Consider the following 17,729-nt stretch of genomic DNA (forward strand, 5'->3'; position numbering starts at 1 on the left):
CGGACCGCGAGCGAGTCCGGAGGGGCGGCGAAACCCGTGGCGCTACATCGAGACCATCGTCTTGACCACGCCCGGGTCCTGTGCGGCTTCGAGCGCCGTCGTGAGGTCGTCGAAGGAGTACTCGTCGTCGATGATACCTGCCACGTCGACGGCGTCCCGCCGGAGCAGGTCCACCGCTTCCGGGTAGGTGTTGCTGTATCGGAAGGAGCCGTGGATCTTGACCTCCTTGTTCGTGGCCCGGGTGAAGTTGAAGGGGATCTCCTCCTCGCCGATGCCGACGCAGGTCATCGTGCCGCCGCGCCGGACGGCGTCGAGGGCGGCGCCGTAGACCGGCGCGGCCCCGGAGGCCTCGATGACCTTGTCGACGCCCCGGCCGTCCGTGAGGTCCTCGACGGCGCTGGCGAGGTCACGTTCGGTCACGTCGATAGTTCCCGCGGCGCCGCGGGCCTTGGCACGGTCGAGCTTCACGTCGACGACGTCGGAGATGTAGACGTCGCCGGCGCCGGCGGCGTGGGCCGCCTCCATCGCGACCATTCCGATGGGGCCCGCGCCCGTGACCAGGACGGTGTCGTTGGACTCGATGTCGGCCTGCCTGCTCGCGTGGATACCGACGCTGAGCGGTTCACACAGCGCGCCCTCCGCGGTGGAGACGCTCTCGGGGAGGGTGTAGACGAAGTCCGCCGGCCACGCGACGTACTCGACGAACGCGCCGTCGTCCGGGGGCGTGGCCATGAAGGTGATGTCGGCACAGAGGTGGTACTCCCCCCGCTTGCAGAACTCACAGCGCCGACAGGGGACGCCCGGTTCGATGGCGACCCGGTCGCCGACCGCCGAGCTGTCGACGCCGTCACCCGTCTCGACGACCTCGCCCGCACACTCGTGGCCGAGGACGATGGGGTCCTCGACGACGAAGTCGCCGATCTTCCCCTCGGTGTAGTAGTGGAGGTCCGACCCGCAGATGCCGACGTCGGCTATCCTGACCAGCACCTCGTCCTCGTCCGGTGTCGGTCGCTCCCGCTCTTCGAACTGCAGCGTCTCGATGTCTGTCATGACGGCCGCTTGCATGGCAGGTGAACGTGCGTCGGTCCCCGTGTTAAATCTTGTCTCGGCGGAGCGGCGCCGCCGAACGGCGCGTCCAACGATCATAGACAGTCCGCGTCGCTCAGACGGGGCGAAATCGGTCGAAGACGCCCAGCCACGGGAGTGCAAGTTTTAACTATCACTGTGCCCAGTGGGGGCATATGAAGACCGGGAGCGTAGCGACGTTCGAACAGTCACTGGCGAAGGTGGACGCGACGTCGACCACCGTCGACCCCGAGGGATTCACGGACGCGCTCGAGGCGGCCATCGAGACACCGGCAGTGGGCGCCCCGTTGCCCTTCGAGGACGTCTCGCTCGCGGACACGAGCGTGACGGTGGACCCGTCCCGGTCGGCCCTCCAGGCCGCCGCCTGTGGCGTGACCGGCAGTCCGCTGGGCATCGCCGAACTGGGGACCGTAGCCATCGAATCGACCGCGGGCGGCGACGAGCTCGTCTCGCTGTACCCGGAGCGCCACGTCGCCGTCGTCCGCGCGTCGGACGTCGAACCCGACCTGACGGCGGCGTTCGGGTGGCTGAGCGACCAGTTCGACGCCGGTCGCCAGTCGTTCGTCATGGCGACGGGACCGAGTGCGACCGGCGACATGGGCGCGCTCGTCCAGGGGGTCCACGGCCCCTCGACGGAACACGTCATCATCATCGAAGACAATGAGTGAACCAGACCACACCCAGTCGACGAGTACAGGGGCCGGCAGCGACCACAACGAGATACGGAAGAACACCCAGCTGTTCAACGAACAGCGCTACGATGCCGTCGCGGGCGTCGAGAACTACGAGGACTACCGGACGAGAGCCAGGGAGATAAAGGCGGACGCCATCGACCGGCTCCCGGACCTCATCGAGCGAACCCGCCGGGCCGTCGAGGCTAACGGCGGGTCCGTCTACGTCGCCGAGGACGCCGCCGACGCGACCCAGCACATCGAGGGGCTCCTCGCCGAGGAGGACGCCGAGAGCGTGGTCAAGTCCAAGTCGATGACCACCGAAGAGATCCACCTCAACGACGCGCTGGAGTCCGCCGACGTCGACGTCTGGGAGACGGACCTCGGCGAGTTCGTCATCCAGGTGGCCCAGGAGGAACCGTCTCACATCGTCGGGCCGTCACTGCACATCTCCCGCGAGGAGATAACCGAGCTCTTCGAGGCCGAGTTCGACCCCGACGAGCGACTTGACTCGGCGGAGAAGCTCACCGAGTTCGCCCGGGAGTACCTCGGCGAGCGAATCGAGGCGGCGGACGTCGGCATCACGGGCGCGAACTTCGTACTGGCCGAGAGCGGGTCCATCGCGCTGGTGACCAACGAGGGCAACGCCCGCAAGTGCGCCTCGATCCCCGACACCCACATCGCCGTCGGCGGCATCGAGAAGATCATCCCCTCCATCGAGGAGCTGCACCCGTTCGGGGAACTGCTCTCCCGGGCCTCGACAGGCCAGGACATCACGCAGTACCTCTCGATTCTGACCCCGCCCGTCGAGACGCCCGCGTTCGACTTCGATGGGGCCGAGGACCCCACGATGAGCGAGGCCGGCGCGGACCGGGACTTTCACCTCGTGCTGGTCGACAACGGACGGACGGCGATGCGCGAGGACGAGGACCTGCGCGAGACACTGTACTGCATCCGCTGTGGCGCGTGTGCCAACTCCTGTGCGAACTTCCAGAGCGTCGGCGGCCACGAGTTCGGCGGCGAGACGTACACCGGGGGTATCGCGACCGGCTGGGAGGCCGGCATCGAGGGGCTGGACGTCGCCGGCGAGTTCAACGACCTCTGTACGGGGTGTTCCAGCTGTGTCAACGCCTGCCCGGTGAAGATCGACATCCCGTGGATAAACACCGTCGTCAGGGACAGACTGAACCACGACGCTGAACCCGACTACAGCGACGTACTGGTCGACGGCCTGGTCCCCGACGAGGAACCGTCCGGGACGCCGCTGCAAAAGCGGTTCTTCGGGAACTTCGAGACGGTGGCGAAACTCGGGAGCGCCACCGCGCCGCTCTCGAACGCCGTCGCGGGGACCGGCCTCGCACGGAAGGCGATGGACCGGTTCCTCGGCGTCGACGCGCGGCGGGACCTGCCGACCTTCGAGCGGACGACGCTCGTCGAGTGGGCGCGCAACCGCACCGCGCAGGTCACGGACCCCGAGCGTCGGGTCGTCCTCTACCCCGACGTGTACACGAACTACGTCCAGACCGAACGGGGCAAGGCCGCCGTCCGCGTGCTGGAGGCGCTGGGCTGTTCGGTCACCGTCCCCTCGGTGGCCGGGTCCGGGCGCGCGCCCCTCTCCCAGGGGATGCTCTCGACGGCGCGGTCGAAAGCCCGGACCGTCGCCGACACCCTGGGCGAGTACGTCGCGGACGGGTACGACGTCGTCGTCGTCGAACCCAGCGATTACGCCATGTTCCAGCGGGAGTACGAGAAGCTCCTCCCGGAGTCTGCCTACGACAGCCTGGCGGACGGCAGCTACGAGATCTTCGAGTACGTCTACGGCCTGCTGGAAAACGGGGCCGACGGTGACGCGTTGCCGGGCGCCGACGGCGCGGGCGTCGCCTACCACAGTCACTGCCAGCAGCGCACGCTCGGCGTCGAGACCTACACCGAGGCCGTCCTGGCGGACCTGGGCTACGACGTCGTCACCTCCGACGCCGAGTGTTGTGGCATGGCCGGTAGTTTCGGGTACAAGAGCCAGTACTACGACATCAGCATGGACGTCGGGGCCGACCTGGCGGCCCAGTTCGACCCGGTGGCCGACGAGCGCACCGTCGTCGCCAGCGGCACCTCGTGTATCGAGCAGCTCGACTCGCTGCTGCGCGCGGAGACGCGCCACCCGATCCAGCTGCTCGACCGGAACTGAGTCGCCGGGTCCGCGTCCCGGTCGCGCAGAGGAGAAAGATTAATAATCGCAGTCCATGAGGTATCTAATATCATGCGAGGTGCTGTACTGAAAGATTATGGCGAACCGCTCGAGATCGAAGAACGAGACACTCCGACGATAGCCGACGACGAGGTACTCGTCAAGACGGAGGCCTGTGGCATCTGCCGGAGCGACTGGCACGGCTGGCAGGGTGACTACGCGTGGCTGGAAGGCGGCGCTGTCACCAAGGGCAACATTCTGGGCCACGAGCCCGCAGGGACAATCCTGGAGACCGGCGACGACATCGAGAACTTCGACGAGGGCGACCAGGTCGTCGTCCCGTTCAACATCGTCTGCGGGAAGTGCAACAAGTGCCGCGACGGCGACGCCCACATGTGCGAGAACATCCTCCACTACGGGTTCGACGACGCGGCCCAGCCGGGCGCCTTCGGGACGCACCTGCGCATCCCGAACGCCGACTTCAACCTCGCCCGCATCCCCGAGGGCATCAGCGCCCACGAGATGGCGGGCCTTGGCTGCCGCTATGTCACGTCCTACCACGCCATCGCGGACCGCTCGGGCATCGACGCCGGCGACTGGGTCGCCGTCCACGGCTGTGGCGGCATCGGCCTCTCGGCGGTCAACGTCGCCGACGCGCTCGGCGGGAACGTCATCGCCGTCGACTTAGACGACGACAAGCTCGACCTCGCCGAGGAGATGGGCGCGGTGGAGACGGTCAACGGCGCCGACATCGAGGACGTCCCCGGCGAGATACAGACGATAACGAACGGCGGGGCCCAGATCTCCGTCGACGGCCTGGGCATCCGGACGACCTGCCTGAACTCCATCAACAGCGTCGAACCGACCGGGACCCACGTCCAGATCGGTATCACGACCTCCGAGGAGGAAGGGCGCATCGACATGCCCATCGACTACATGCTCCACTCGGAGATCGACTGCATCACGGCCAAGGGCTTCCAGCCCCACCGCTACGACGAGCTCTTCCGCCTGATGGACAAGGGCAAGATCCAGCCGGACAAGCTGGTCACGAAGCACGTCGCACTCGACGACATCAACGACCGCCTCGAGGCGATGACGAACTTCGAGACCAAGGGCGTCGAAGTCATCACCGACTTCGAGTAACGCTCCCGCAGTCACCCCCGCGATTCTTTCGGGCCCTCACGACCGGCGAGCGGTTGCACTGCCGGACGGTGGCTCGACATGCAGTGCCAGCGATTCGGCATGCTGTGTCGGTAGATTCGACATGCCGTGGCGTAGTCTGTTCGCGAGTGCGCGCGAGGAAGGCGAACCGGGAACTGCGCGGGGGACGGCAAACGTCACAGACACAGTCGCGGCTGGCGCCAGGCGGTCAGTTCGTCCCGGTGTCCGGGTCGAAACTGCAGTCGCCGACCTTGCCCAGCGACTCGATCGACTCGGGCAGGAAGACGGGCTCGGACTCCGGGATGACGCGGTCGACGGCCGACCCCTCCCGCAGGACCCCGGTGAACCGGTACTTGTAGTCGGTGTACAGCGTCGAGTTCTCGGGGACGATGACATAGAGCGTCCCGTACGGTTCCTTCTGGAGGCCCTCTCTGGTGTTGGCACAGACGGGGTTCGCGTCCCGGATGATGCCACCCTGGTACCACCCCTCGACCGTAACTCGCTCCCCGACGTAGCGGTCGGGGTCGTCCTCGATGGCCTGGATGGAGACGTTCCGTGCGCCGTCCTGGAGCGGGAGGCCGCCGTAGCCGATCTGGACGGCGAAGACGGCGCCGACGACCAGAGCGAGTCCGACCAGAACGCTACGTTTGCGGGTCATCGTCCTTCGGGACCCCACGTCGCTGCAGTCGTCACCGACACGTCACCCGATCATGAGACGCAGGATGTCCTCGCGCTCGATCTCCTCGCCCGAGAGGTCCGCGACCTTCTCGCCACGGCGCATGACGATGATGCGGTCGGCGATCTCGCGGACCATCTCCAGGTTGTGGCTGACGATGAGGATCGAGTGGTCGTCCTTGAGGTCGTTGATGGTGTCCATCAGCTTGTTGATGATGTCCTCGGAGAGGGCCGTGAACGGTTCGTCGAGGACGAGAATCGGCGGGTCGGGGTAGATCGCACGGGCGAACGCGAGAATCTGGCGCTCACCACCGGAGAGAAGTTGGGCCTGCTTGTTGACCGGGAGGTCGAACCCGAGCTGGTCGAGCATCATCTCGCATTCGCGGCGCATCGCCTTCTTGTCGGAGAACTTTACGAGTCCCCCCAGGTAGTCTTTCGTGATCTGCCGGCCGATGAAGACGTTCTCGAACACGGGGCGGATGCCGACCAGCGCCATGTCCTGGTGGACGACGCCGACTTCGGACCCGAGCACCTCCTCCTGGTTGTTGGGCGTGAGCGTGGCGCCCGACCGGTACGTTATCTGCCCCTCGTTGATGTTGTGCAGGCCCACGAGAGAGTACAGCAACGTCGACTTGCCCGCGCCGTTGTCGCCGACGAGGGCCACCACCTCGTTGTCCCCGAGCTCGAACGAGACGTCGTCGAGGGCCTGCACTGTCCCGAAGCTCTTCGAGACGTTCTCGGCTTTCAACACGGGCTCCTGGGTCGATTCCGTCGATTCTACGGTCTCTTGACTGGACATTGATTGTGAGGAATAATGTAGTCCCCCTATTTATATTTACCGTGGACGGGCCGACGGCCGACCGGCCCATGAAACCGGGAGACTGCACCTCAGTGCCGACCGATGGGAGCCACGGTTGCCGGTTCGCGGGCGGGCGCCCGCGAGCCGAGAGTTCACCGCCCCAACCGTGTCTGTCGGTATCACCCAACAGTAAGAATAAAATAGCATTACCGTTACAGTGGCCATATGGCGTTCGAATTGAGCGCTGACTCGTTAGGTTTCGATTCGAGTCAGAACCCACTGACGGAGGCGTTGAAAGAGTACTTCATCTGGCCGCTGCTGGCCGTCGTGTATCTCGGCATGTCGGCCCTGTTCCCGCAGGTCTGGGGAGTGCGGATCGTCAATCAGGTCATCATCAGTTCCGTCGATCTGGTCGTGCTGGCCATCGGCATCACGTTCGTGATGGCCGCCGCGGAGATCGACCTCTCTATCGTCGGCACGATGGGCGTGGCACCCTTCGTGGCGACGTGGTTAATCAAGTCCCTGGGCGTGCCGTTCATCGTCGCCGTGGGCATCGGGCTGCCACTCGTCGCGGCGGCCATCGGGCTGACGAACGCCTATCTCGTCAACAAACTCGAGATCGACTCGCTCATCGCCACGCTGGGGACGTACTTCCTCCTCATCGGGGTGCTGTTCGTGTTCACGCAGGGGGCGACCATCTCCGGATTCGGCGAGGCCTATACCTTCATCGGGAACGAATCGTACGCGGGCATCAGCCTCATCCTGGTCGCCATCCTGGTCATCGCCGTCGGTGCCCACCTCGTGCTCACGCGCCTGCCCTTCGGACAGGACCTCCTGCTGACCGGCGGTAACGAGGACTCCGCCAGCCGCGCCGGTGTCAACACCGAGAAGGTCCGCCGGAACGCCTTCATCATCTGTGCGGTGCTCTCGGCGCTGGCCGGCTTCCTGCTGTCCTCCCGCCTCGCCATCATCAGTTCCACCTTCGGACAGGGGCGGCTCCTGCCGGCCATCGCGGCCCCGATTCTGGGCGGCATCCGACTCACCGGCGGACAGGCCAGCATCCACCAGGCCGTCGGTGGCGCACTCCTCCTCCAGATGATCGACACCTGCCTGACCATCGCCGGCGTCAGCGGGTACAACGTTCGGCTCTTTACCGGGGTGCTGGTGCTCTCTGCGATCATCCTCGGTGGGCTGCGGACCTACAGGACGGAGTGACGCCACGGAGCCACTTTCCTGCGGTCGTCGCCGTCCGCCTCCGGCCGGGCGGCGCGGATGAAATATTAATTCCGTTTCTTTCGGTGCAAAAGAGTTAAGTACCAGACTGTAGCATGTGCATGTAGGTTTACGCCTGTTAATCATGACCGACTGGAGCGACTCCACGGACGAGACGCGGCGTAGTTATCTGAAAGCACTCGGTGCGGCCGGGCTTCTCGGCGCCGGGAGCCTCGCCGGCTGTTCGAGCGACGGTGGCTCGGGCGGCGACGGCGGTTCCGGAGACGGCGGTTCCGGCGGCGACGGTGGCTCCGGCGGTGACGGCGGGTCCAGCGACGGCGGATCCAGCGACGGCGGCAGCGACGCCGGGAACCTCATCGGCATCCCGATGAAGTCCCTGTCGGCGTTCTTCTTCCGGACGGCGGCCCGGGGCGCACAGTACGAGGCCGAGCAGCTCGGCTACGATTCATAGCTCATCGGCGCCGAGATGGACAGCGAGCAGCTGAACCGCCAGATTTCGAGTCTCGCGACGCGAGAAGAGACGGCGGCTATCATCACGGACCCCGTCGACAGCGAGGCCCAGCAGTCACCCATCAGCAACGCGATGGACGACGGCATCCCGGTGGGCGTCGTCGACACACCAGCGTCCAGGGAGGCGACCGTCACGGTCGCGTTCGACAACTACCTCGCCGGCGAGAACCTCGCCGACCGGTGTGCTGAGGAACTCCGGAACAAGTACGGCTCCCTGGAAGGGACGAAGGTCGTCTACTTCCACGGCTTCCTCGGCTCCTTCGCCTGGAACCAGCGCATGAAGGGGACCCGGGACCGCATGGAGGAGATCGCGTCGAACTCCGGGCTGGAGTTCCACAACGTCGAAGGCGGCGGCTCCCCCGAGGAGTTCTCGACCTCCGCGACGGAGTGGCTCTCGCAGAACCAGGACGTCGACGCCGTCCTCAACGCCTCCTCGGGTGGCTTCCTGGCCGGCGTCGTCCAGACGCTCGACCGCCAGGACCAGCTGTACTACCGCGGCAACGAGGAGCACATCTTCGTCGGGGCCGTCGACGGCTACCTCAGCGACGTGAAGTGGATGAACGAGGGGTACATCGACTTCATCTCGATGCAGAACCCGGTCGCGTACGGCCAGATCTGTGTCGACCTGCTCGACGAGTACGCCATCGGCCAGGGTGCCCGTGACGTGATTCCGGTCGGCGAGACGGCGACCGACGTCATCAAGCCCGAACGGTTCTACTACGGCGCGGAACTGGGTAAGGAACCGGAGATCGAACAGACGGATTACGGCCCGCGCTACACGGTGCCGACCTACATCATGGGGCCGGAGAACGTCGACAACGACATGCACTGGCCCAAGCTCGCCGAGAGCCGCCTGGGCATGGAGTCCGAGACGGCCGACCTCGACCTCTCGCCGCAGGGCGACCCGCTGTCGTAAGCCGGCGCCCGTCTGTCGGACGCTCTCCCCCAGCTACGTTCGATTCGCCTCGATTTGCCGTTCTCTTCTCCCGTTTTCAATGCTTGCAGATGCCGGCCGTGACGTTCACGTCCTGCCCGGTGATGTGGCTCGCCTGCTCGGAACACAGGAACAGGACGACGTTGGCCACGTCCTCGGGTTGCGTGAACGCGTCGAGCGGCGAGACGGCCCGGAACTCCGCTTCCACCTCGTCGTAGGGGCGGTCCTGGTTGGTCGCCTGCCCCTCGATGACCTCGCGCAGGCGCGGGCCCTCGACGCTGCCGGGACAGACGGCGTTGACCGTGACGTCGTCGTCGGCCACCTCCTCGGCCAGCGTCCGGACGAACCCGATGATGCCCATCTTCGCCGTGGTGTAGGGCGTCCGGTAGGTGAGCGGGCGCTTCCCGCTCATCGAGGAGATGTTGACGATGCGCCCCGCGTCGGCCTCCCGGAGGTGGGGGACCGCCGCCCGCGTGGCGTTGAAGTGCCCGCCCAGGTTCACCTCCAGGGTGGACATGAACTCCTCGTGGGTGATGTCCTCGATGGGTTTGGACGGGCCGGCGATGCCGACGTTGTTGACCAGGATGTCCAGGCCACCGAACTCGTCGACGGCCTCGTCGACGACCCCGGCCATGTCGTCCGGGTCGCTCGCATCGCCGGCGACGGGCGTGACAGTACCCTCCAGGGACTCGAACTCGCTCGCCGTCGCGGCCAGCGCGTCCGCGTCGATGTCGTTGACGACCACGTCGACGCCCGCCGACGCGAGGTGCTCGGCGATGTGTTTCCCGATGCCGCTGCCGCTCGCCGTGACTATCGCGCTCTCGCCAGGAATCGTCAGTTCTGCGCTCGCCATGTGTCGATGGAGCGTTCGGATACCTGATAGGCGTTTGGGTGCACGCCACACCCGTAGATTGATTTGGGGGCGGCGAACACAAGGGAGTATGCGAACGCTCGAACCAGTCATCGTCTCGTGTGCGGTGACCGGCGCGATTCACGTCCCGACGATGTCCCCGCACCTGCCGGTGACGCCCGAGGAGATCGCGTCGGAGGCCATCGCCGCCGCCGAGGCCGGCGCCAGCATCGTCCACATCCACGTCAGGGACCCGGAGACCGGGGAGCCACAGACCGACCTCGACCTGTTCAGACAGGTCGCGGCGGAGATACAGGCCGAGACGGACGTGATCGTCCAGCCGACGACCGGTGGCGCGCCGACGATGCCCGTCGAGGAGCGCGTCAGCGTCGTCCCGGAACTGGAGCCCGAGATGGCCTCCTGTAACATGGGGTCGATAAACTTCGGCCTCTACCCCCTCCTCCAGAAGTACGACGAGTTCGAGTACGAGTGGGAACGGGAGTACCTCGAGGGGACCCGCGACCTGATATTCCCGAACTCGTTCGAGGACCTGGAGACGGTGCTCGACACCTTCGCCGAACACGACACGAAGCCCGAGCTGGAGTGTTACGACGTCGGGCACCTCTACAACGCGAAACACATGCTCGACCGGGGGTACCTGGAGCCGCCGCTGCACGTCCAGTTCGTGCTGGGCATCCACGGCGGCATCGGCACCGACGCGGAGAACCTGAGCCACATGGTCCACATCGCGGAGAAACTGTTCGGCGACCAGTTCTCGTACTCCGTCATCGGGGCCGGGCGGTCGGAGTTCGCCCGCGCGCTCCAGTCCGTCGATGCCGGCGGGCACGCCCGCGTCGGCCTGGAGGACAACCTCTATCTCGCTCGCGGCCAGCTGGCCGAGAGCAACGCCCAGCTCGTCGAGAAACTGGTCGATCTCACCCACAGCGTGACCGGGCGGGAGATAGCGACGCCGGCCGAGACCCGCGAGTTCCTGGGCCTGAAGGGCCAGGCGGCGACCGACTTCTGAGCGCACGGCCGGAACCCGGCCCCAGTTACTATACTCCTGGCGGGTGACAGTCGGCGTATGAGCGAGTGGATAGACCTCACCCAGACGCTCGCCGAGGACAGCCCGACGCTCCCACCGTTGCACCCGAAACCGGAGTTCGAGGACTACGCGACGCTCGAGGAAGACGACTACAACTCGACGCTCTTGCACCTCGAGACCCACTGCGGGACCCACATGGACGCGCCGACGCACTTCCTCTCGAAGGACGAGTACCGGACTATCGAGGAGATCACCGTCGACGAGATGGTGACCGAGGGCGTCGTCTGTGACTTCACCGACAAGGCCCCCGGGGAGGGTATCGGGCGGGACGAGCTGGCGGCCCAGTGTGAGGCCCACGACCTCCAGGCCGGCGACTACCTGATACTCGACTGTGGGATGGCGCCGGCAGACACCGAGACGTACCTCAAGAACTTCGTCTATCCGGAGGAGTCGGCCGCCGAGTACATGGTCGAACGGGACATCGCCTGCGTTGCCATCGACGCGCTCTCGGCGGACAAACCGGGGGCGACCCTCGAGGAACACCACGTCCACTACACGCTCCTGCCCGAGGACATCCTCATCGTCGAGGGCGTCGCGAACCTCGAGGGCGTCTCGCCCGGCCGGTACGACGTCATCTGCACCCCGATTCCGTACGCGAACCGCGACGGGTCACAGGTCCGGTTGCTCGTCCGGCCCCAGTAGGTCCGTCGTCGCGCTCTCCGTCCCGGAGCGCGTCAGAAATAAGTGGCCGCTGCGTGTGGGAGGAAGTGACGATGTCAGTAGATATCGCCAGGGAGTACTTCGAACGGTCGGACGACCCGGAGGCCTCGGTCGAAGACGTGGTCGAACTGTTCGCCGACGACGCGGTGCTGAAATCGCCCCGCGAAGGAATCTTCCGGGGCCGGGAGGCCGTCCGCGAGTTCTTCGAACTGAACGCCGAGTTCTTCGCCAGCGGGAGTCACCACATGGATCGGTTCTACACCGACGGGTCGACCGTCGTCTGCGAGGGGACCATCGAGGGCGAGACGACCGCGGGCCGGTCCTACGAGGGCGTCGGGCTGGTCGACGTGATGGAGTTCGCGGACGGGGAAATCACGGCGCTACGGGTCTACCTCGACTACAGCGCGATTCTGACCGAGATTCCCGACGAGGTCCCGGACTTCCGGGACTGAACCCCGGGGGTCGGGGAAAACTATTTTATCGCACACGGGGAACTCCAAGACGGTTTATCATGTACGAGTACGACCAGCCGTTCCGCTTCGTGCACCGCACAGACGTCGTCTTCGGGAAGGAGAGAGCCGCCGACATCGGGGAAGAGCTGTCCCGACTCGGCGTCGAGCGTCCGTTGCTCGTCACCGACCCGACGCTCGTCGAGGTGGGCGTCGTCGAACCGATCGTCGACGCGCTGGAGGCCGACGGCATCGACTACGACCTCTACGACGAGGTGGAGCCGAATCCGCGGGTCGCCACGGTCGAGTCGGGCGTCGACCGCCTGGAGTCGGGTGACCGCGACGGCGTCGTCGGTATCGGCGGCGGGAGCTCGATGGACACGGCGAAAGCCATCGCCGGCCGCGCGACGAACGGCGGGACGATCGAGGACTACGAGGGTCTCCAGAACTTCGACGTCGAACCGCTCCCGACTGTCACCGTCCCGACGACCATCGGGACCGGCAGCGAGGTCACGTCGGCGGCCGTCATCACCCACCCGGATCGCGACGAGAAGCTGGGGATCCTCGACGACAATCTCATCCCGAACGTCGCCCTGCTGGACCCGACGCTGCTCGAGTCGCTCCCGTCGGACGTCGCGGCGTCGACGGGGATGGACTGTCTGACCCAGTCGGTCATGGCCTATCTCTCGACGAATGCGAACCCGATCACCGACGCGCTGACCAGGGCCGCCGTCGAGATGATCTCCGAGAACCTCCCGGCCGCCGTCGCGAAGAAGGACCTCGACGCGCTGATGAACATGCAAATCGCGACGACCATCGAGGGCACCGGGTTCATGAACGCCGGCCTCGGCCTGGTCCACGCGATGTCCCACCCGGTGAGCGCCCACTACGACACGCCCCACGGCGTGACCAACGGGGTCATCCTCCCGGCCGTCCTGAAGTACAACCGGGTCGCACGCGAGGAGAAGTACGCGGACCTGGCGAACGCGATGGGCGTCGCGACGCACACGATGACGACGCGCGAGGCGTCGAAGCGCTTCGTCGAGGAGGTCGAATCGCTCTCCGCCGCCGTGGGCATCCCCGACGGGCTCGCCGAGCTCGGCGTCGAGGAGTCGTACCTCCCGGACCTCGCGGAGGCCGCCGTTACGCGCAAGGACACGCGTCGCAACAAGGGCACGAACCCCCGCGTCTCGACAGAGGAGGACGTCCTGGAGATCTACCGCGACGCGTTCTGAGCGGGCCAGACGCGCTCACCACCGTGTCACCGCCTGTCGCGGGAGACCGGCACACGACGTGTCCATCACTATTGGACCGAACGTGACAGAAACCAACGATTAGATTCTTTTGCCGACGTCCAGCAGGGGTAATTATGGCACAAGACGGCGCGTCAGGTTCGTCGGAACACAACATCCAGGCCGTCCACACGATGTTCACCGTCGTCGACGGCCTCCGGGAGTTCGACAGCGTCGGCGTCTCGGAGCTCGCGTCGACGCTCGAGTTACCGAAGAGCACTACGTTCGTCTACCTGAAGACGCTCGAGGAGGCAGGCTACGTGGTAAACGACGGCGGCGAGTACCGCCTGGGGCTCCGGTTCCTCGAACTCGGCGGGTCGATTCGCCAGCGCCTCCGGCTCTTCCAGGCGGCCAAACAGGAGATAGACGACCTCTCCTCGCAGGTGGGCGAGGTGGCGAACCTCGGCGTGATGGAGGACGGCCAGCGCGTCCTGCTGTACACCTCCCAGCCCTCCGACGGGATGTTCGACAACGCCCCGACGGGCGAGTTCACGAACATGCACTGGACGGCGCTCGGGAAGGCCCTGCTCTCACAGCTGGCAGACGAACGCGTCGACGCGATCGTCGACCAGCACGGCCTCCCGAGCGCCACCGACGCCACGATAACCGAGCGCGACGCACTGTTCGAGGAGCTGGAGACCATTCGAGACACCGGTTACGCGATCGAGGACCAGGAGCGCCGCGAGGGCGTCAAAGCCGTCGCAATCCCGGTCCGGTACAGCGACGACCCGGACCCCGTCGCCGCCGCGGCCATCTCCGGTCCGAAGCGACGACTGGGTGACGACAGCCTCGACGACGGCATCCTCGACAAGCTCAGAGAAGCCGTCAACATCATCGAGCTCTCCTACAAGCACTACTGAGCCATCGCCGATCCGGCGCCACGGTTTCACGACGAGGTCGCTCCGTGTGGCCCACAAGTCGTCCAACATCATTGGATAGTGATACCCGGTAATGTGGGCCAGAACCCAGAAGCGCTTATCTCGGGAGGGACGTCCGAGTTTAAATAACGAAAGTACATATGGTATACCAGAGAGAATGTGCCGCGGGAACAAGCGTCCAATGATAGTAAACAACGAGATTGAGCCCGTCGGACAGCGATATTTGACAGTGCCGGAGTCCGATACTACGCGGGAGATCGGAGAATATCGCTCGGGCGCGTCCCGAGCAGTACATCGACGGTCGCAGTCCCGCATTCGGAGATCCGGTGGCCCCGATGTGTCGCCGAGGACAACGCTTTTACTGGTCGCTGGAGTGGCCTACTGTATGGAATCGTTTGCTGGATTCGACCGACCGAGCGGCCCCGCCGGGGTCCGCAACTACGTCGCCGTGATACCGGTCTCGGTCGCGGCGTCGGCGGTCGCCGACGCTATCGCGGAGCGCGCGGGCGAACAGGTCCACTCGACGCCCCACCAGATGGGGACCGACCCGCCCGAACAGGCACGAGAACAGATAGAGCGGACGCTATCCGGCATCGGGACGAACCCGAACGTGGGTGCCGCAGTCGTCGTCGAACTGGGGACCGAGTCGACGGACGCCGACGCCGTCGCCGACGCGATCGCCGACGCCGACCGCGACGTCGAAGTACTCAGAATTCGCGAACGCGGCGGCACGTCCGCGTCCGTCGAGGCCGGCGTCGAGGCAGCCAACCGGCTCTGGGCCGACATCGCCGGCCTGGAGCGGACCGAACAGGACGCCAGCCAGCTCATCTTCGGCGTGGAGTGTGGCGGGTCTGACGCCACGAGCGGCATCGCGTCCAACCCCGCCGTCGGCAGAGCCTGTGACCGCCTCGTCGAGGACGGGGGGACGGCCTCGTTCTCCGAGACGTCCGAGTTCATCGGCGCCGAGCACATCCTCGCGGACCGCTGTGAGTCCGAGTCACTCCGGGAGCGCCTGCTCGAACGGGTGGACTTCCGCGAGTCGGCCGCCCAGCTGATGGGCGTCGACCTCCGGGGGGCCCAGCCCAGCCCGGGCAACCAGGAGGGCGGCCTGACGACCATCGAAGAGAAGAGCCTCGGGGCAATCGTGAAAGGCGGCACCACGCCCGTCCGCGGCCTCGTCGACTACGCCGACTCACTGCCGGTCGGTGGCGGCCTCGTCTTGATGGACACGCCCGGCTACGACATCGAGAGCGTCGTGGGCAAGGTCGCCGGCGGCGCGCAAGTCGTCGCGTTCACGACCGGACGGGGGTCGACCACCGGCAACCCCATCGCCCCGGTGATCAAGGTGACGGGCAACCCCAAGACCGCCGAGCGACTCGCGTCGAACATGGACATCGACGTGAGCACAATCCTCGAGGGTGAGTCCATCGAGTCGGCCGGCGACAGGGTCTACGACCTCCTGCTGGAGGTCGCGAGCGGCAAGCGGACCGCCGCCGAACTCCGACGCCTGGAGGAGTTCGCCATCAACGAACTGCAGCCAAACGAGCTGGCCCAGCTGAGGGAGAGCGCATGAAGGGAGAAGTACTCGGCGGCGTCGGCCTCCAGATGAGCCGGCACGACAACGTGGTCACCGCTATCGACGACGTCGAGGCGGGTGCGGTGATCCCGTACGACGGCGGGGAGGTCGGCGTCGAGGAGGCGGTCCCCTTCGGCCACAAGATAGCGCTGGTCGAACTGGCACCGGGTGACGAGGTCCACAAGTACGGCGAGGTCATCGGCCGGGCGACCGAACGCATCGAACCCGGCCAGTGGGTCCACACGCACAACTGCAGGAGTACGCGCGGCCGCGGCGACATCGCCGACGGCGAGGAGGAGGTAGCCTGATGGCGCCCGTCTCCGACCAGCGGCCAGTCGACCCGTCCGCGCTGACCTTCGAGGGATACCGCCGCGGCGACGGGAGCCTCGGGGTCCGCAACAACGTCTTAGTGATGCCCTCGGTCATCTGCTCGCACATCGTCGCCGACCGCATCGCCGACGCGACGGACCGGGCGGTCAGCGTCCCCCACGACCACGGGTGTGGACAGATCGGCGCCGACCACGAACAGACCGAACGCACGATGGTCAGCCTCTCGCAGAACCCCAACATCGCGGGGACCACCGTCGTCGGCCTGGGCTGTGAGCACCTCCAGAGTGACGACCTCGCGGCCACCATCGCAGAGCGGGACCGACCGGTCCGCGAGACGGCGATTCAGGCCGCCGGCGGGTCCGACGCCTGTATCGAGGAGGGCACCGAGGCGACGCGGGAGCTCGCCAGGACCGCCGAGTCCTCGACCAGCGCGGAGGCGACGCTGTCGGACCTGACCGTCGGCGTCGTCAGTTCCGACGTCGAGGCCTCGACCCGCGAGGTCGCCGACCCCCTCGTCGGCGAGGTCGTCGCGTCGCTGCTCGAGGCGGGCGGGCGAGTCGTCGTCGCGGGCACGGAACGGTTGGCGGCTCACGTCGACACCGTCGCCGAGCGTGCCGCGAACGATGCGGCCGCCGAATCGCTCCGGGCGGTCGCCGAACGCGGCGCCGGTCAGCCCGGCAACGTCAGGAACATCGCCCACCGGTCCGGCGAACAGTCCCTCGAGTCGCTCACCGGCGCCTGGGGCGGGGCCCCCGTCGAGGACGTCCTGGAGTACGGCGAGCAGGCGACGGCCGACGGCGGCCTGTCCCTCGTCGACGCCCCCTCGCGGTTCGAGGAGGCCACGACGGCGCTGGCGGCCGCCGGCGCGTCCATCGTCATCCACGTCACCGCCGACGGGATTCCGACGGGCCACCCGGTCGTTCCCGTCCTCAAGGTGACCGGCGACGAGGCGACGGCCACGGCCCTGGCGACCGACATCGACGTCGACGCACGGACCGCCGACGCAACCGACGTCCTCCGGCAACTCGCCGCGGTCGCCGACGGGGAACAGACCGCGACCGAGCGCCACGGGCTCACGAAGTTCGCCATCAGCCGCATCGGCCCCTCGCTGTAGGGCCGTACCGCGGCCGTCGACTGGGTACCGGCGTGTAGCGACAGTCGGTTTGCGTTACGGGAGAGTATAGACAGGAGATGCAAAGTATTTAGAGATGTTTCATATACGCCCCCATACTTACATTTCGATGCTTAGTTACAGACTGTCTCAAATCAGATATTGCTATTTAACTTCCGCTCACGTGCATATACATGTGTATTCGACGACCCGCGGGCTTCCGT

At 66.3% G+C, this 17,729-nt stretch carries 18 protein-coding genes; 14 read left to right on the forward strand and 4 right to left on the reverse strand.

Features of this window, described 5'->3' with window-relative positions; translation table 11 throughout:
- Positions 1–42: 42 nt before the first annotated feature.
- Positions 43–1,065 (reverse strand): NAD(P)-dependent alcohol dehydrogenase, encoded by a 1,023-nt coding sequence (locus P1K88_RS14225; RefSeq protein WP_276410887.1) that lies wholly within the window; start codon positions 1,063–1,065, stop codon positions 43–45.
- A 176-nt stretch (positions 1,066–1,241) separates the two neighbouring features.
- Here P1K88_RS14225 and P1K88_RS14230 point away from each other — a divergent pair, with 176 nt between their 5' ends.
- The 3 genes from P1K88_RS14230 (at position 1,242) to P1K88_RS14240 (ending at position 5,085) form a co-directional block, all read left to right on the forward strand.
- Positions 1,242–1,754 carry an LUD domain-containing protein gene (locus tag P1K88_RS14230; protein ID WP_276410888.1) on the forward strand — a complete coding sequence of 171 codons (513 nt, stop codon included), beginning with the start codon at positions 1,242–1,244 and terminating at the stop codon, positions 1,752–1,754.
- Complete coding sequence (locus P1K88_RS14235) at positions 1,747–3,942, forward strand: LUD domain-containing protein (RefSeq protein ID WP_276410889.1); 2,196 nt, start codon at positions 1,747–1,749, stop codon at positions 3,940–3,942. The genes P1K88_RS14230 and P1K88_RS14235 overlap by 8 nt, the downstream gene beginning before the upstream one ends.
- Before the next feature lie 72 nt (positions 3,943–4,014).
- On the forward strand, positions 4,015–5,085 hold the full coding sequence (locus tag P1K88_RS14240; protein WP_276410890.1) for an alcohol dehydrogenase catalytic domain-containing protein: 1,071 nt from the start codon (positions 4,015–4,017) through the stop codon (positions 5,083–5,085).
- Positions 5,086–5,311: 226 nt separating this feature from the next.
- Here P1K88_RS14240 and P1K88_RS14245 read toward each other — a convergent pair whose 3' ends face one another.
- Entirely contained in the window at positions 5,312–5,761 is a 450-nt protein-coding gene (locus tag P1K88_RS14245) for a hypothetical protein (RefSeq protein WP_276410891.1), read from the reverse strand.
- A 42-nt stretch (positions 5,762–5,803) separates the two neighbouring features.
- A complete protein-coding gene (locus P1K88_RS14250; RefSeq protein ID WP_276410892.1) occupies positions 5,804–6,577 on the reverse strand; it encodes an ATP-binding cassette domain-containing protein in 774 nt (257 codons plus the stop codon).
- Positions 6,578–6,802: 225 nt separating this feature from the next.
- On the opposite strand from P1K88_RS14250, the gene P1K88_RS14255 reads away from it, so the two are divergent.
- The 3 genes from P1K88_RS14255 (at position 6,803) to P1K88_RS14265 (ending at position 9,236) form a co-directional block, all read left to right on the forward strand.
- Positions 6,803–7,792, forward strand: a complete 990-nt coding sequence (locus P1K88_RS14255) for an ABC transporter permease (RefSeq protein ID WP_276410893.1) — start codon at positions 6,803–6,805, stop codon at positions 7,790–7,792.
- Positions 7,793–7,934: 142 nt separating this feature from the next.
- Entirely contained in the window at positions 7,935–8,261 is a 327-nt protein-coding gene (locus P1K88_RS14260) for a hypothetical protein (RefSeq protein ID WP_276410894.1), read from the forward strand.
- A gap of 15 nt (positions 8,262–8,276) precedes the next feature.
- Positions 8,277–9,236 (forward strand): sugar ABC transporter substrate-binding protein, encoded by a 960-nt coding sequence (locus P1K88_RS14265; protein WP_276410895.1) that lies wholly within the window; start codon positions 8,277–8,279, stop codon positions 9,234–9,236.
- Positions 9,237–9,312: 76 nt separating this feature from the next.
- On the opposite strand, the gene P1K88_RS14270 is transcribed toward P1K88_RS14265, so the two are convergent.
- On the reverse strand, positions 9,313–10,107 hold the full coding sequence (locus P1K88_RS14270) for an SDR family NAD(P)-dependent oxidoreductase (RefSeq protein WP_276410896.1): 795 nt from the start codon (positions 10,105–10,107) through the stop codon (positions 9,313–9,315).
- An 88-nt stretch (positions 10,108–10,195) separates the two neighbouring features.
- Here P1K88_RS14270 and kce point away from each other — a divergent pair, with 88 nt between their 5' ends.
- The 8 genes from kce (at position 10,196) to P1K88_RS14310 (ending at position 17,508) form a co-directional block, all read left to right on the forward strand.
- Complete coding sequence (gene kce / locus P1K88_RS14275) at positions 10,196–11,131, forward strand: 3,5-dioxohexanoate:acetyl-CoA acetone transferase (protein ID WP_276410897.1); 936 nt, start codon at positions 10,196–10,198, stop codon at positions 11,129–11,131.
- Between the two features lie 57 nt (positions 11,132–11,188).
- Entirely contained in the window at positions 11,189–11,851 is a 663-nt protein-coding gene (locus P1K88_RS14280) for a cyclase family protein (protein ID WP_276410898.1), read from the forward strand.
- 71 nt (positions 11,852–11,922) lie between these two features.
- On the forward strand, positions 11,923–12,321 hold the full coding sequence (locus P1K88_RS14285) for a nuclear transport factor 2 family protein (RefSeq protein WP_276410899.1): 399 nt from the start codon (positions 11,923–11,925) through the stop codon (positions 12,319–12,321).
- A gap of 59 nt (positions 12,322–12,380) precedes the next feature.
- On the forward strand, positions 12,381–13,553 hold the full coding sequence (locus P1K88_RS14290; RefSeq protein WP_276410900.1) for an iron-containing alcohol dehydrogenase family protein: 1,173 nt from the start codon (positions 12,381–12,383) through the stop codon (positions 13,551–13,553).
- A 134-nt stretch (positions 13,554–13,687) separates the two neighbouring features.
- Entirely contained in the window at positions 13,688–14,470 is a 783-nt protein-coding gene (locus tag P1K88_RS14295) for an IclR family transcriptional regulator (RefSeq protein ID WP_276410901.1), read from the forward strand.
- A gap of 403 nt (positions 14,471–14,873) precedes the next feature.
- Positions 14,874–16,061: a UxaA family hydrolase gene (locus P1K88_RS14300; RefSeq protein ID WP_276410902.1), complete on the forward strand. Its 1,188-nt coding sequence runs from the start codon at positions 14,874–14,876 to the stop codon at positions 16,059–16,061.
- Entirely contained in the window at positions 16,058–16,372 is a 315-nt protein-coding gene (locus P1K88_RS14305) for a UxaA family hydrolase (RefSeq protein ID WP_276410903.1), read from the forward strand. Before P1K88_RS14300 ends, P1K88_RS14305 begins: the two co-directional genes overlap by 4 nt.
- Positions 16,372–17,508 carry a UxaA family hydrolase gene (locus P1K88_RS14310; RefSeq protein ID WP_276410904.1) on the forward strand — a complete coding sequence of 379 codons (1,137 nt, stop codon included), beginning with the start codon at positions 16,372–16,374 and terminating at the stop codon, positions 17,506–17,508. Before P1K88_RS14305 ends, P1K88_RS14310 begins: the two co-directional genes overlap by 1 nt.
- Positions 17,509–17,729 lie beyond the last annotated feature (221 nt).

Source organism: Haloarcula halobia (assembly GCF_029338255.1).
Lineage (GTDB): Archaea > Halobacteriota > Halobacteria > Halobacteriales > Haloarculaceae > Haloarcula > Haloarcula halobia.

Excerpts from the sequence above, each read along its gene's own strand:
- P1K88_RS14225 (WP_276410887.1), bottom strand. The coding sequence starts at position 1,065 with ATGCAAGCGGCCGTCATGACAGACATCGAGACGCTGCAGTTCGAAGAG.
- P1K88_RS14230 (WP_276410888.1), top strand. The coding sequence starts at position 1,242 with ATGAAGACCGGGAGCGTAGCGACGTTCGAACAGTCACTGGCGAAGGTG.
- P1K88_RS14235 (WP_276410889.1), top strand. The coding sequence starts at position 1,747 with ATGAGTGAACCAGACCACACCCAGTCGACGAGTACAGGGGCCGGCAGC.
- P1K88_RS14240 (WP_276410890.1), top strand. The coding sequence starts at position 4,015 with ATGCGAGGTGCTGTACTGAAAGATTATGGCGAACCGCTCGAGATCGAA.
- P1K88_RS14245 (WP_276410891.1), bottom strand. The coding sequence starts at position 5,761 with ATGACCCGCAAACGTAGCGTTCTGGTCGGACTCGCTCTGGTCGTCGGC.
- P1K88_RS14250 (WP_276410892.1), bottom strand. The coding sequence starts at position 6,577 with ATGTCCAGTCAAGAGACCGTAGAATCGACGGAATCGACCCAGGAGCCC.
- P1K88_RS14255 (WP_276410893.1), top strand. The coding sequence starts at position 6,803 with ATGGCGTTCGAATTGAGCGCTGACTCGTTAGGTTTCGATTCGAGTCAG.
- P1K88_RS14260 (WP_276410894.1), top strand. The coding sequence starts at position 7,935 with ATGACCGACTGGAGCGACTCCACGGACGAGACGCGGCGTAGTTATCTG.
- P1K88_RS14265 (WP_276410895.1), top strand. The coding sequence starts at position 8,277 with ATGGACAGCGAGCAGCTGAACCGCCAGATTTCGAGTCTCGCGACGCGA.
- P1K88_RS14270 (WP_276410896.1), bottom strand. The coding sequence starts at position 10,107 with ATGGCGAGCGCAGAACTGACGATTCCTGGCGAGAGCGCGATAGTCACG.
- kce (WP_276410897.1), top strand. The coding sequence starts at position 10,196 with ATGCGAACGCTCGAACCAGTCATCGTCTCGTGTGCGGTGACCGGCGCG.
- P1K88_RS14280 (WP_276410898.1), top strand. The coding sequence starts at position 11,189 with ATGAGCGAGTGGATAGACCTCACCCAGACGCTCGCCGAGGACAGCCCG.
- P1K88_RS14285 (WP_276410899.1), top strand. The coding sequence starts at position 11,923 with ATGTCAGTAGATATCGCCAGGGAGTACTTCGAACGGTCGGACGACCCG.
- P1K88_RS14290 (WP_276410900.1), top strand. The coding sequence starts at position 12,381 with ATGTACGAGTACGACCAGCCGTTCCGCTTCGTGCACCGCACAGACGTC.
- P1K88_RS14295 (WP_276410901.1), top strand. The coding sequence starts at position 13,688 with ATGGCACAAGACGGCGCGTCAGGTTCGTCGGAACACAACATCCAGGCC.
- P1K88_RS14300 (WP_276410902.1), top strand. The coding sequence starts at position 14,874 with ATGGAATCGTTTGCTGGATTCGACCGACCGAGCGGCCCCGCCGGGGTC.
- P1K88_RS14305 (WP_276410903.1), top strand. The coding sequence starts at position 16,058 with ATGAAGGGAGAAGTACTCGGCGGCGTCGGCCTCCAGATGAGCCGGCAC.
- P1K88_RS14310 (WP_276410904.1), top strand. The coding sequence starts at position 16,372 with ATGGCGCCCGTCTCCGACCAGCGGCCAGTCGACCCGTCCGCGCTGACC.